We start from the raw sequence: 12,917 nt of genomic DNA on the forward strand, positions 1-12,917 counted from the left end.
ACATAGCAGAAATACAAGGACTCACGATGGGAAAGATCACCGGCTTCATGGAGCATGAGCGCATCGAAGAGGGCTACAAGCCCGTGGACGAGCGCGTCAAGCACTACAAGGAATTCGTCGTCGGCCTCGATGCCGCGCAGGCCAAGATCCAGGGCGCGCGCTGCATGGACTGCGGCACGCCGTTCTGCAACAGCGGCTGCCCGGTCAACAACATCATTCCGGACTTCAACGACCTGGTCTATCGCAGCGACTGGCAGAGCGCCTTCGCCGTGCTCGACTCCACCAACAACTTCCCGGAGTTCACCGGCCGCATCTGCCCCGCGCCCTGCGAGGCAGCCTGCGTGCTCAACGTGAACGACGACGCGGTGGGCATCAAGTCGCTGGAGCACGCCATCATCGACCGCGCCTGGGACGAAGGCTGGGTCGCGCCGCGCGTGGCCAAGCACAAGACCGGCAAGAAGGTCGCCGTGGTGGGCTCCGGCCCGGCCGGCATGGCGGCGGCCCAGCAACTGGCACGCGTGGGCCACGACGTGACCCTGTTCGAGAAGAACGACCGCATCGGCGGCCTGCTGCGCTACGGCATCCCCGACTTCAAGATGGAGAAGTCGCACATCGACCGCCGCGTGGAGCAGATGAAGGCCGAAGGCGTGGTGTTCCGCACCGGCGTCATGGTGGGCGCTGCCAAGGATGCGCTGGGCAAGGGCTCCAAGGTGACCAACCTGGCCAAGGAGACCGTCACTCCCGAGCAGTTGCAGAAGGAATTCGATGCGGTGGTGCTCACCGGCGGTGCCGAGCAGTCGCGCGACCTGCCCGTGCCCGGCCGCGACCTGGACGGCATCCATTTCGCCATGGAGTTCCTGCCGCAGCAGAACCGCGTCAACGCCGGTGACAAGGTCAAGGGTCAGATCCGCGCGGACGGCAAGCACGTCATCGTGATCGGCGGTGGCGACACCGGTTCCGACTGCGTGGGCACCAGCAACCGCCACGGCGCGGTGAGCGTGACCCAGTTCGAGCTGATGCCCCAGCCGCCCGAAGAGGAAAACCGCCCGCTGACCTGGCCCTACTGGCCGATCAAGCTGCGCACCAGCTCCAGCCACGAAGAAGGCTGCGAGCGCGAATTCGCCATCTCGACCAAGGAGTTCATCGGCGAGAAGGGCAAGGTCACCGGCCTGAAGACCGTTCGCGTCGAATGGAAGGACGGCAAGATGATCGAGGTGCCGGGCAGCGAGCAGGTGCTCAAGGCCGACCTCGTGCTGCTGGCGATGGGCTTCGTCAGCCCGGTGTCGCCGGTGCTGGAAGCCTTCGGCGTCGAGAAGGATGCCCGCGGCAACGCCAAGGCATCGGTCGACTTCATCGGCGGCTATGCCACCAACGTGCCGAAGGTCTTTGCCGCCGGCGACATGCGCCGCGGCCAGTCGCTCGTGGTCTGGGCGATCCGCGAAGGCCGCCAGGCTGCGCGCGCCGTGGACGAATTCCTGATGGGCTACAGCGACCTGCCGCGCTGAGTTGCGAAGGAAGGTGCCCGGAAGCACCATCCTTTATCATCGCGCGACCGCAGAGCCGGGATTCCCTTGTCGGGAGACCCGGCTCTCTTTTTTGCACGATGACCGATCTGGCCACCACCCACTCACTCGTCGAATTCCGCGATCTCGTCTTCGGATACGAGTCGCGCGCCATCCTGGACGGCGTGTCCTTCCGGGTGCCGCGCGGCAAGGTCACGGCCATCATGGGCGCCTCGGGCGGTGGCAAGACCACCACCCTGCGCCTCATCGGCGGGCAGCTTCGCGCCAGGCGCGGATCCGTGCTGTTCGACGGCCAGGACGTCGCCGGCCTCGACCGGGCGCAGCTCTACCAGGCGCGCAGGCGCATGGGCATGCTGTTCCAGTTTGGTGCGCTGTTCACCGACATGAGCGTGTTCGACAACGTGGCCTTTCCGCTGCGCGAGCACACCCAGTTGCCCGAGGCGCTGGTGCGCGACATCGTGCTGATGAAGCTCGAGGCCGTGGGCCTGCGCGGCGCGCGCGACCTCATGCCCAGCGAAGTGTCCGGCGGCATGGCCCGCCGGGTGGCGCTGGCCCGCGCCATTGCGCTCGACCCGGAGCTGGTGATGTACGACGAACCGTTTGCCGGCCTCGATCCCATCTCGCTGGGCACGGCGGCGCAACTCATTCGCCGCCTGAACGATTCCCTGGGCCTCACGAGCATCGTGGTCTCGCACGACCTGGAGGAAACCTTCGGCATTGCCGACCATGTGGTGATCCTGGCCAATGGAAAGGTGGCGGCCGAAGGGCCGCCGGCGCAGGTGCGCCAGAGCGACGATCCGCTGGTGCATCAGTTCGTCAATGCGCTGTCGGAGGGGCCGGTGCATTTCCATTACCCCGGCGTCAGCGTCGCGGACGATTTCGGTCCTGCCAGCGGAGGCCGCGAATGAGCTGGTGGCGGCCTTCCGACGTCGGCTTTGCCGTGCGCTCCAAGCTGGCAGACATCGGCTGGGGCGCCCAGCTGTTCGTGCGGCTGCTGGCCCATGCCGGCAGCAGCCTGCGCCGCTTCGCGCTGGTGCGCGACCAGATCCATTTTCTGGGCAACTATTCGTTGGCGATCATCGCGGTGTCCGGCCTGTTCGTCGGTTTCGTACTGGGCCTGCAGGGCTATTACACCCTGCAGCGCTACGGATCGGCTGATGCGCTGGGGCTGCTGGTGGCCCTGAGCCTCGTGCGCGAACTGGGTCCGGTTGTCGCGGCCCTGCTGTTCGCGGGCCGCGCCGGCACCTCGCTCACGGCCGAGATCGGCCTGATGAAGGCGGGCGAGCAATTGAGCGCCATGGAAATGATGGCGGTCGATCCGGTTCAGCGCATCCTCGCGCCGCGCTTCTGGGCGGGCGTCATCACCATGCCCTTGCTCGCGGCGGTGTTCAGTGCCGTCGGCGTCATTGGCGGCTACGTGGTCGGCGTGGTCATGCTGGGCGTGGATTCCGGCGCCTTCTGGGGCCAGATGCAGGGCGGGGTGGATGTGTGGCGGGACGTGGGCAATGGCGTCATCAAGAGCCTGGTGTTCGGATTCACCGTCACCTTCGTTGCGCTGCTGCAGGGTTACGAGGCGCAGCCCACGCCGGAAGGCGTTTCGCGCGCCACGACGCGCACGGTGGTCATGGCGTCGCTCGCTGTACTGGGGCTGGACTTCGTGCTCACAGCCATGATGTTCAGCATATGAGTTGAAGGGAATCGAGAAAATGCAACGCTCGAAGAATGATGTGTGGGTGGGTTTGTTCGTGCTGATCGGCGCGGCGGCCTTGTTGTTTCTCGCGCTGCAGTCGGCCAACCTGCTCAACCTGAGCTTCCAGAGCACCTACAAGGTGACCGCCCGCTTCGACAACATCGGCGGCCTGAAGCCCCAGACGGCGGTCAAGAGTGCCGGCGTGGTGGTCGGGCGTGTCGAATCCATCACTTTCGACGACAAGAGTTTTCAGGCGGATGTAACGCTGGCATTGCAAAGCCGTTACAGTTTCCCCAAGGACAGCTCCCTGAAGATCCTGACCAGCGGCCTGCTCGGCGAGCAGTACATCGGCATCGAAGCCGGTGCCGACGAGAAGAATCTGCAGGCGGGCGACCGCATCAGCGCCACTCAGTCCGCCGTGGTGCTGGAAAACCTGATCAGCCAGTTCCTCTACAGCAAGGCCGCCGAAGGCAGCCAACCTGCGGGGGGCAACAACAAGAAATGACGTTCATCTCGATTCGCTCGATGGCGACCCGTGCCCGCAGCACCCGGGCGCGCCGGCTGGTGGCCGCTGCAGTCGCTGCCGCCTGCCTGGGCGGCTGTGCCACGGGGCCCCAGGCCAACCCGGTCGATCCGCTGGAGCCCTTGAACCGCGGTGTCACCCGGTTCAACGACGCGGTCGACAACGCCGTCATGCGCCCGGTGGCCGTGGCCTACGAAACCGCGGTGCCGCAGCTGGTGCGCACCGGCGTCACCAACTTCTTCAACAACCTGGTGGACGTCTGGAGCTTTGCCAACAGCGTGATGCAGCTGCGCGGCGAGCGCAGTGCGCAGACCTTCATGCGGGTGAACGTCAACACCTTCTTCGGCTTGGGCGGCCTGCTGGACGTCGCTTCCGAAGCCGGGCTGGAGCGCCACCGCGAAGACTTCGGCCAGACCCTGGGCCGCTACGGCGTCGGCCCCGGCCCCTATCTGGTGCTGCCCATCCTCGGGCCTTCCACGGTGCGCGACACGGCAGCCCTGCCGGTGGATTATTACGGCGGCCTGATCTCGAACGTGGGCGACATCCCCGTGCGCAACACGCTGTATGCCATGCGCCTGGTCGATGCGCGGGCCCAGCTGCTGCCGGTGGATCGCCTGCTGCGCGACGCCGCGCTGGACCGCTACACCCTCACGCGCGACGTGTATTTGCAGCGCCGGCGCAACGACGTCTACGACGGCAACCCGCCCGACGAACCCTAGCGGCAAGGCTTGCGCCTACAGCGCCGCGGGAACCTGACGCACGATCGCGACCCCAATGGGCACCGGAATATCGTGCGATGCTTCGAATAAGGGACTTTCACATCATGAACAAACAGTCAACGACCGCTCTTCTCCAACGCCGTGGTTTTGCCCGCGTGCTCATGGCCGGCGCGTTGCTGGTGGGCGCGGCCATTGGCCTGGCGCCGCTGGCGCGTGCGGCGGACGAGGCACCCGACGCGCTGGTCAAGCGCCTGACGGTCGATATGCTGCAGTCGCTCAAGACCGACAAGTCGATCAAGGCCGGTGACATCCAGAAGATCATGCAACTGGTCGACACCAAGGTCATGCCCAACGTCAACTTCCAGCGCATGACCGCCTCGGCGGTCGGCCCGAAATGGCGCGAAGCCACGCCCGAGCAGCAAAAGCGCCTGCAGGACGGCTTCAAGATGCTGCTGGTGCGCACCTATGCCGGCGCCCTCGACCAGGTGACCGACCAGGAAGTCACGGTCAAGCCCTTCCGCGGCTCCGTCGATGACAAGGAAGTGCTGGTGCGCACGGAGGTGCGCGGCAGCGGCGAGCCGGTGCAGCTGGACTACCGCCTCGAAAAGACGCCGGGCGAGGCTGGCGGCTGGAAGATCTACAACCTGAACGTGATGGGCATCTGGCTGGTCGATACCTACCGCAGCCAGTTCACGCAGGAAATCAACGCCAAGGGCATCGACGGCCTGATCGCCACCCTCGAAGCGCGCAGCAAGGCCGGGGCCAACGGCACCAAGAGCTGATCGGCGCGGCCATGATGCTGGTCCTGCCGCCCCGGTTGACCCACGAAGAGGCGCCCGCCTGCGTGCGAATGCTGCAGGAAGGCATTGCCGGCCACAACGGCTCGTCCACGGTGGTGGACGCCAGCGCGCTGGATCAATTCGACTCCTCGGCGCTGGCGGTGCTGCTCGAATGCCGGCGCGAAGCCACGGCGCTCGGGCGCGGCTTCGCCGTCAAGGGCCTGCCTGCCCGACTGCGGGAGCTTGGGGCCCTCTACGGCGTGGCAGCGCTGCTCCCGGCGGCTCCCTAAGCCTGTGCGCTGCGGCCGGCGCGGGCGAGGGAAATACCTGCCCCGGTAAAATCCCGGGCTCCCATGCCCGCCATCTCCTTCCAGTCGGTCTCCAAGACCTATCCCCCCTCGCGCCAGCAGCGGGCCCAAGGCAAGACGGGCCTGAGGGCCTTGAACGACGTCAGCTTCGACATCCAGGAGGGCGAATTCTTCGGCCTGCTGGGGCCCAACGGCGCGGGCAAGACCACGCTGATCAGCATCCTGGCCGGCCTGTCGCGTCCCACTTCGGGTGCCGTGCAGGTCAATGGCTTCGATGTGCAGGGCCAGTTCGCGCAGGCCCGCCGGCAGCTGGGCGTGGTGCCGCAGGAGCTGGTGTTCGACCCGTTCTTCAACGTGCGCGAGGCGCTGCGCATCCAGTCCGGCTACTTCGGCATTCGCAACAACGACGACTGGATCGACGAGCTGCTCACCAGCCTGGGCCTGGCCGACAAGGCCAGCGCCAACATGCGCCAGCTCTCGGGCGGCATGAAGCGCCGCGTGCTGGTGGCCCAGGCCCTGGTCCACAAGCCGCCGGTGATCGTGCTGGACGAGCCCACGGCCGGGGTCGACGTCGAATTGCGCCAGACCCTGTGGCAGTTCGTCGCCAAGCTCAACAAGCAGGGCAGCACCGTGCTGCTCACCACCCACTACCTGGAAGAGGCCGAGGCATTGTGCAACCGCATCGCCATGCTCAAGCAGGGCCGCGTCATCGCGCTGGACCGCACCAGCGAACTGCTGCGCTCGGCAGCAAGCAATGTGCTGCGCTTCAAGACCGACGGCCAGCTGCCGTGGGAAATTGCCCGCAATGCCCGCATCACCGGCCGCATCGTCCAGTTGCCGGCGCAGAACGCGCATGAAGTGGAGCAGCTGCTGGCAGCCATCCGGCAGGCCGGCCTGGCGGTGGAAGACGTCGAGATGCGCAAGGCCGACCTGGAAGATGTGTTCATCGACCTGATGGCTGGCGAGCAAACTCCCTTGGAGGTGGCGCGATGATGATCACCGCGACAGGGTGGCGTGCGCTGCTCTACAAGGAAGTCTTGCGCTTCTGGAAGGTGGGCTTCCAGACCGTGGGCGCGCCGGTGCTCACCGCGGTGCTCTACCTCATGGTCTTCGGCCATGTGCTGGAAGACCACGTCAAGGTCTACGGCAGCGTCAGCTACACGGCCTTCCTCATCCCCGGCCTGGTGATGATGAGCGTGCTGCAGAACGCCTTTGCCAACAGCTCGTCCTCGCTCATCCAGAGCAAGATCATGGGCAACCTGGTGTTCGTGCTGCTCACGCCGCTGTCGCACTGGGGCTGGTTCTTCGCCTACGTGGGTTCGTCCATCGTGCGCGGCATCGCCGTGGGCGTGGGCGTGTTCATCGTGTGCCTGTTTTTTGCCGTGCCCGGCTTCACGCAGCCGCTGTGGGTGCTGGTGTTCGCCTTCCTGGGGGCGGCCATGCTGGGCACCCTGGGGCTCATCGCTGGGTTGTGGTCGGAAAAATTCGACCAGATGGCGGTGTTCCAGAACTTCCTGATCATGCCCATGACCTTCCTGTCGGGCGTGTTCTATTCCATTCATTCACTGCCGCCGTTCTGGCAGAAGGTGAGCCACCTCAATCCGTTCTTCTACATGATCGACGGCTTCCGCTACGGCTTCTTCGGCGTGAGCGATGCCTCGCCGTGGCTGAGCCTGGGCATCGTGGGCGGAGCGTGGCTCGCAGTCAGCGCCCTCGCAGTGCACCTGCTGCGCATCGGCTACAAAATCCGAGGCTAACCCCATGACCGCCGACGAACTCAAATCCATCATCGCCGCAGGCCTGGCCTGCGAGCACATCGCGCTGGAAGGCGACGGCCGGCATTGGTACGCCACCATCGTCTCGGCCGAATTCGAGGGCAAGCGCCCCATCGCCCGGCATCAGCGGGTCTACAAGACGCTCGGTGAGAAAATGCATACCGACGAGGTGCATGCCCTGTCGATGAAGACCTTCACCCCGGCCGAGTGGGCCAACCAACCGCGCTAGCCCTCACTTTCTGGACTGCAGATGGACAAATTGCTGATTCGCGGCGGGCGCCAGCTCCGCGGCGAAGTTCCCGTTTCCGGCGCCAAGAACGCCGCCTTGCCCGAGCTTTGCGCGGCCCTGCTCACCGACCAGCCGGTGGTGCTGCACAACGTGCCGCGCCTGCAGGACGTGGCCACCATGCTCAAGCTGGTGCGCAACATGGGCGTCACCGCCGAGCGTGACGACAACGGCACGGTGCGCCTGGATGCGCGCGACCTGACGAACCCCGAGGCACCGTACGAGCTGGTGAAGACCATGCGCGCCTCGGTGCTGGCGCTGGGCCCGCTCGTTGCGCGCTTCGGCCATGCCAAGGTGTCGCTGCCCGGCGGCTGCGCCATCGGCTCGCGTCCGGTGGACCAGCACATCAAGGGCCTGCAGGCCATGGGCGCCGAGATCAGCGTGGAGCACGGCTACATGGTGGCCCGGCTGCAGGCCGGCCTCAAGCGGCTGCACGGCGCGCGGATCACCACCGACATGGTCACGGTCACCGGCACCGAGAACTTCCTGATGGCCGCCGCGCTGGCCGACGGCGAAACGGTGCTCGAAAACGCTGCCCAGGAGCCCGAGATCACCGACCTGGCCGAGATGCTCATCGCCATGGGCGCGAAGATCGAAGGCCACGGCACCAGCCGCATCCGCATCCAGGGCGTGGATCGCCTGATGGGCTGCGAGCACCGCGTGGTGGCCGACCGCATCGAGGCGGGCACCTTCCTGTGCGCCGTGGCCGCCACCGGCGGCGACGTCCTGCTGCGCCATGGCCGCGCCGACCACCTGGACGCCGTGATCGAGAAACTGCGCGAAGCCGGCGCCGAAGTGGATGCCGTGGAAGAAGGCATTCGCGTGCGCGCCAGCGGCCGGCTGAAGGCCCAGAGCTTCCGCACCACGGAATACCCTGGCTTTCCGACCGACATGCAGGCGCAGTTCATGGCGCTCAACGTCATTGCCGAAGGCACCTCGAAGGTGACCGAGACCATCTTCGAGAACCGCTTCATGCATGTGAACGAAATGATGCGCCTGGGTGCCAACATCCAGACCGACGGCAAGGTGGCGGTGATCGAGGGCGTCACGCAATTGTCGGGCGCCACCGTGATGGCCACCGACCTGCGTGCCTCGGCCAGCCTGGTCATCGCCGGCCTGGTGGCCGAGGGCGAGACCCTGGTCGATCGCATCTACCACCTGGACCGCGGATATGACCGCATGGAAAGCAAGCTGCGCGGCATCGGAGCCGACATCGAACGTGTGACGGGGGGCGCATCGTGATCACCCTCGCGCTGTCGAAGGGCCGCATCTTCGAAGAGACCATGCCGCTGCTGGCCGCGGCCGGCATCGAGGTCACGGAAGATCCGGAGAAGTCGCGCAAGCTCATCCTGGCCACCACTCGTCCCGACGTGCGCGTGGTGCTGGTGCGTGCTTCCGATGTGCCCACCTACGTGCAGTACGGCGGGGCCGACCTGGGTGTGACCGGCCTGGACGTGCTGCTCGAGCACGGCAACCAGGGCCTGTACCAGCCGCTGGACCTGAAGATCGCGGCCTGCCGCCTGAGCGTGGCGGTGCGTGCCGACTACGACTATGCCAACGCGGTGCGCCAGGGCGCCCGCCTCAAGGTGGCGACCAAGTACGTGGGGCTGGCGCGCGAGTTCTTCGCCAGCAAGGGCGTGCACGTGGACCTGATCAAGCTCTACGGCAGCATGGAACTGGCGCCGCTCACGGGCCTGGCCGACGCCATCGTCGACCTGGTGTCCACCGGCAACACGCTGCGCGCCAACCATTTGGTGGAGGTGGAGCGCATCATGGACATCAGTGCCCGCCTGGTGGTGAACCAGGCGGCGCTCAAGCTCAAGCGCGAGCCCATCCGCCACATCATCGACGCCTTCGCTTCCGCTATTCCAATTCAATGAGCACCAACGCCGCCCCCGTCCGACTGACCACGACCTCCGCCAGCTTCGAGGCTGATTTCAAGGCGCGGCTGCATTGGTCTGCGGACGCGGACGCGGCCATCGAGGAGACGGTGGCCGACATCCTGGCCGACGTGCAGCAGCGCGGCGACGCGGCGGTGCTCGAGTACACCACCCGATTCGACCGGCTGAGCGCGAAGTCCCTGGCCGAGCTTGAACTCACCAAGGCCGAACTCAAGGCCGCCTTCGATTCGCTGCCTGCCGCGCAGCGCGGCGCGCTCGAATCGGCCGCGCGCCGCGTCCGCAGCTACCACGAGGCGCAGAAGAAGGCCAGCGGCGAAAGCTGGAGCTACCGCGACGAAGACGGAACGCTGCTGGGCCAGAAGGTCACGCCGCTGGACCGCGTGGGCATCTACGTGCCCGGCGGCAAGGCGGCCTATCCGTCCAGCGTGCTGATGAACGCCATTCCGGCCCATGTGGCCGGCGTCGGCGAGATCATCATGGTGGTGCCCACGCCCGGTGGCGAGAAGAACCCGCTGGTGCTGGCCGCCGCCTACGTGGCTGGCGTCACGCGCGCCTTCACCGTCGGCGGCGCCCAGGCCGTGGCCGCGCTGGCCTACGGCACCGCGACCATTCCCGCGGTCGACAAGATCACCGGCCCCGGCAACGCCTACGTGGCCGCCGCCAAGCGCCGCGTATTCGGCACCGTGGGCATCGACATGATCGCCGGCCCCAGCGAGATCCTGGTGCTGGCTGACGGCAGCACGCCGCCCGAGTGGGTGGCCATGGACCTGTTCAGCCAGGCCGAGCACGATGAACTGGCGCAGAGCATCCTGCTGTGCCCCGACGCCGCCTACATCGACCAGGTGCAGGCCGAGATCGACCGCCTGCTGCCCACCATGCCGCGCGCGGAAATCATCGCCGCCTCGCTCAACGGCCGGGGCGCGCTGATCCAGACGAAGAGCATGGAAGAGGCCTGCGAGATCAGCAACCGCATCGCGCCCGAGCACCTCGAAGTGAGCAGCCGCGAGCCGGGCCGCTGGGAGCCGCTGCTGCGCCACGCCGGCGCGATCTTCCTGGGCGCGTTCACCAGCGAGAGCCTGGGCGACTACTGCGCCGGCCCGAACCACGTGCTGCCCACCAGCGGTACGGCGCGCTTCTCCAGCCCGCTGGGGGTGTACGACTTCCAGAAGCGCAGCAGCCTGATCGAGGTGAGCCAGGCCGGCGCGCAGGTGCTGGGCCCCATCGCCGTCACGCTGGCCGAAGGCGAGGGCCTGCAGGCGCACGCCGAAGCCGCCCGCATGCGGCTGGGCAAGTAGCCATGCGCCTGCAGGTACGCGCCTTCCTGGCGCTCGCGTTCGTTGCATTGGCCGGCGCCGCGCAGGCCATGAGCATCCGCGAGATGCGCGTCCTGGAGGCCAACGAGAAGGACGGCAAAACCTACGCCAACTACTACCTGGTGGGCGTGATGGAGGGCCTGCGCGAGGCCAGCGACACGGCGGTTCGCGATGGGCGCAAGCCGATCTTCTGCGTCGACGGCCGGCGCCTGGAGCCCTCCATGGCCCGCTCGCTCTACCAGGCCGAGCTCAGCCGGAACGCGGACCAGTACGAGGCCGACATGCCCGTGCAGCTCGTCGTGAAGGCCGCGCTGCAAAGCAGCTACCGCTGCACCCACTGAAATTCCCGAACACATGACTGCCGACATTGCCGCTTCCCCTTTGCAACGCATCCGCGCCGACGTCCAGGGCATGCATGCCTACGCCGTCCAGGATTCGCGCGGCATGGTCAAGCTCGACGCCATGGAGAACCCCTTCGGCCTGCCGCCCGAACTGCAGGCCGAGCTGGGCAAGCGGCTGGGCGCGGTCGCCATCAACCGCTATCCGGGCGAGCGCGTGGCGGACCTGCAACGCGCCCTGGCCAAGTACGCGGGCCTGCCCGAGGGCTTCGGGCTGATGCTGGGCAACGGCTCGGACGAGCTCATCTCGCTCCTGGCCATGGCCTGCGACCTGCCGGATGCGAGCATCCTGGCGCCTGTGCCCGGCTTCGTGATGTATGCCATGAGCGCACAGCTGCAGGGCCTGAAGTTCGTCGGCGTGCCGCTCACGGCCGACTTCGAGCTCGACGAGGCCGCCATGCTGGCCGCCATCGCCAAGGAGCGCCCGGCCATCGTGTACCTGGCCTACCCGAACAATCCCACGGCCAACCTGTGGGACGACGCCGTCATCGAGCGCGTCATCCAGGCGCAGCGCGTGCAGGGCGGCCTGGTGGTCATCGACGAGGCCTACCAGCCCTTTGCCTCGCGCAGTTATATCGACCGGATCGAGCGCCACGGGCATGTTCTGCTCATGCGCACGCTCAGCAAGTTCGGCCTGGCCGGCGCCCGGCTGGGCTACCTCATGGGGCCGGCAGCGATCATTGCCGAGGTGGACAAGCTGCGCCCGCCTTACAACATCAGCGTGCTCAACTGCGAGTGCGCGCTGTTTGCGCTGGAGCACGAGCAGGTCTTCGCCGAGCAGGCGCGGCAGATCCGCGAACAGCGCGACTGGATCTTCACGGCGCTGGCGCGCCTGCCGGGCGTGAAGAGCTGGCCCAGCCAGGCCAACATGATCCTGGTGCGCGTTCCCGATGCCGGCAAGGCCTTCGAGGGTATGAAGGCGCGCGGCGTGCTCGTCAAGAACATTTCTAAAATGCACCCATTGCTGGCCAACTGCCTGCGCCTCACGGTCGGAACGGCCGAAGAGAACAAGCAGATGCTGGCAGCCCTCGAACAGTCACTATGAACACCCCCACGGCTCCCGAAGCAGTCACCAGCATCGCCACCGGCGCGCGCACGGCCGAGGTCGAGCGCAACACGGCCGAAACCAGGATCAAGGTACGCGTCAACCTCGACGGCACCGGCAAGGCGCAGCTGTCCACCGGCATCGGCTTCTTCGACCACATGCTCGACCAGATCGCCCGCCACGGGCTGATCGACCTGTTCATCGACTGCAAGGGCGACCTGCACATCGACGGCCACCACACGGTGGAAGACGTCGGCATCACCCTGGGCCAGGCCGTGGCCAAGGCGGTGGGCGACAAGAAGGGCATCCGCCGCTACGGACATGCCTACGTGCCGCTGGACGAGGCGCTGTCGCGTGTCGTCATCGATTTTTCGGGCCGTCCGGGCCTGGTGATGGACGTGCCCTTCACCAGTGGCATGATCGGAACCTTCGACAGCCAGCTCACCTACGAGTTCTTCCAGGGCTTTGTGAACCACGCCTTCGTCACGCTGCACATCGACAACCTCAAGGGCGTCAATGCGCATCACCAGTGCGAAACCGTTTTCAAGGCCTTTGCGCGCGCCCTGCGCGCCGCGCTGGAACTCGATCCGCGTTCCGCAGGCGTCATTCCCTCCACCAAGGGCTCCCTCTGATCTTTTGCTTCGCTAGCAGCAGTAC

At 66.7% G+C, this 12,917-nt stretch carries 16 protein-coding genes; all 16 read left to right on the forward strand.

Annotated elements, in window-relative coordinates; translation table 11 throughout:
* Nucleotides 1-26 precede the first annotated feature (26 nt).
* The 16 genes from VSO01S_RS00950 to hisB all read left to right on the forward strand — a co-directional run bounded on the left by VSO01S_RS00950 (nt 27) and on the right by hisB (nt 12,892).
* Entirely contained in the window at nt 27-1,505 is a 1,479-nt protein-coding gene (locus VSO01S_RS00950) for a glutamate synthase subunit beta (RefSeq protein ID WP_068639931.1), read from the forward strand.
* Between the two features lie 98 nt (nt 1,506-1,603).
* Nucleotides 1,604-2,431 carry an ABC transporter ATP-binding protein gene (locus VSO01S_RS00955; protein WP_068639932.1) on the forward strand — a complete coding sequence of 276 codons (828 nt, stop codon included), beginning with the start codon at nt 1,604-1,606 and terminating at the stop codon, nt 2,429-2,431.
* A complete protein-coding gene (mlaE, locus tag VSO01S_RS00960) occupies nt 2,428-3,210 on the forward strand; it encodes a lipid asymmetry maintenance ABC transporter permease subunit MlaE (RefSeq protein WP_068639933.1) in 783 nt (260 codons plus the stop codon). Before VSO01S_RS00955 ends, mlaE begins: the two co-directional genes overlap by 4 nt.
* Nucleotides 3,211-3,229: 19 nt before the next feature.
* Nucleotides 3,230-3,718, forward strand: coding sequence for an outer membrane lipid asymmetry maintenance protein MlaD (mlaD, locus tag VSO01S_RS00965; RefSeq protein ID WP_068639934.1), 489 nt, complete (start codon nt 3,230-3,232; stop codon nt 3,716-3,718).
* A gap of 20 nt (nt 3,719-3,738) precedes the next feature.
* Nucleotides 3,739-4,455, forward strand: a complete 717-nt coding sequence (locus VSO01S_RS00970; protein WP_068640010.1) for an MlaA family lipoprotein — start codon at nt 3,739-3,741, stop codon at nt 4,453-4,455.
* A gap of 104 nt (nt 4,456-4,559) precedes the next feature.
* Nucleotides 4,560-5,237, forward strand: a complete 678-nt coding sequence (locus VSO01S_RS00975) for an MlaC/ttg2D family ABC transporter substrate-binding protein (RefSeq protein ID WP_068639935.1) — start codon at nt 4,560-4,562, stop codon at nt 5,235-5,237.
* 14 nt (nt 5,238-5,251) lie between these two features.
* Complete coding sequence (locus VSO01S_RS00980) at nt 5,252-5,524, forward strand: STAS domain-containing protein (RefSeq protein WP_068640011.1); 273 nt, start codon at nt 5,252-5,254, stop codon at nt 5,522-5,524.
* Nucleotides 5,525-5,587: 63 nt separating this feature from the next.
* Nucleotides 5,588-6,535 (forward strand): ABC transporter ATP-binding protein, encoded by a 948-nt coding sequence (locus VSO01S_RS00985; RefSeq protein ID WP_068639936.1) that lies wholly within the window; start codon nt 5,588-5,590, stop codon nt 6,533-6,535.
* Entirely contained in the window at nt 6,535-7,299 is a 765-nt protein-coding gene (locus tag VSO01S_RS00990; protein ID WP_068639937.1) for an ABC transporter permease, read from the forward strand. The genes VSO01S_RS00985 and VSO01S_RS00990 overlap by 1 nt, the downstream gene beginning before the upstream one ends.
* 4 nt (nt 7,300-7,303) lie before the next feature.
* Nucleotides 7,304-7,546, forward strand: a complete 243-nt coding sequence (locus tag VSO01S_RS00995) for a BolA family protein (RefSeq protein WP_068639938.1) — start codon at nt 7,304-7,306, stop codon at nt 7,544-7,546.
* Between the two features lie 21 nt (nt 7,547-7,567).
* Nucleotides 7,568-8,845 carry a UDP-N-acetylglucosamine 1-carboxyvinyltransferase gene (gene murA, locus VSO01S_RS01000; RefSeq protein ID WP_068639939.1) on the forward strand — a complete coding sequence of 426 codons (1,278 nt, stop codon included), beginning with the start codon at nt 7,568-7,570 and terminating at the stop codon, nt 8,843-8,845.
* Nucleotides 8,842-9,483 (forward strand): ATP phosphoribosyltransferase, encoded by a 642-nt coding sequence (hisG, locus tag VSO01S_RS01005; RefSeq protein ID WP_068639940.1) that lies wholly within the window; start codon nt 8,842-8,844, stop codon nt 9,481-9,483. The genes murA and hisG overlap by 4 nt, the downstream gene beginning before the upstream one ends.
* A complete protein-coding gene (gene hisD, locus VSO01S_RS01010; RefSeq protein ID WP_068639941.1) occupies nt 9,480-10,799 on the forward strand; it encodes a histidinol dehydrogenase in 1,320 nt (439 codons plus the stop codon). Before hisG ends, hisD begins: the two co-directional genes overlap by 4 nt.
* A gap of 2 nt (nt 10,800-10,801) precedes the next feature.
* Nucleotides 10,802-11,158, forward strand: coding sequence for a hypothetical protein (locus tag VSO01S_RS01015; RefSeq protein WP_068639942.1), 357 nt, complete (start codon nt 10,802-10,804; stop codon nt 11,156-11,158).
* Between the two features lie 13 nt (nt 11,159-11,171).
* On the forward strand, nt 11,172-12,260 hold the full coding sequence (hisC, locus tag VSO01S_RS01020) for a histidinol-phosphate transaminase (RefSeq protein WP_068639943.1): 1,089 nt from the start codon (nt 11,172-11,174) through the stop codon (nt 12,258-12,260).
* Entirely contained in the window at nt 12,257-12,892 is a 636-nt protein-coding gene (gene hisB / locus VSO01S_RS01025; RefSeq protein ID WP_068639944.1) for an imidazoleglycerol-phosphate dehydratase HisB, read from the forward strand. Before hisC ends, hisB begins: the two co-directional genes overlap by 4 nt.
* The last annotated feature ends 25 nt before the right edge of the window (nt 12,893-12,917 follow it).

This window comes from Variovorax soli NBRC 106424, from assembly GCF_001591385.1.
Taxonomy (GTDB): Bacteria; Pseudomonadota; Gammaproteobacteria; order Burkholderiales; family Burkholderiaceae_C; genus Variovorax; species Variovorax soli.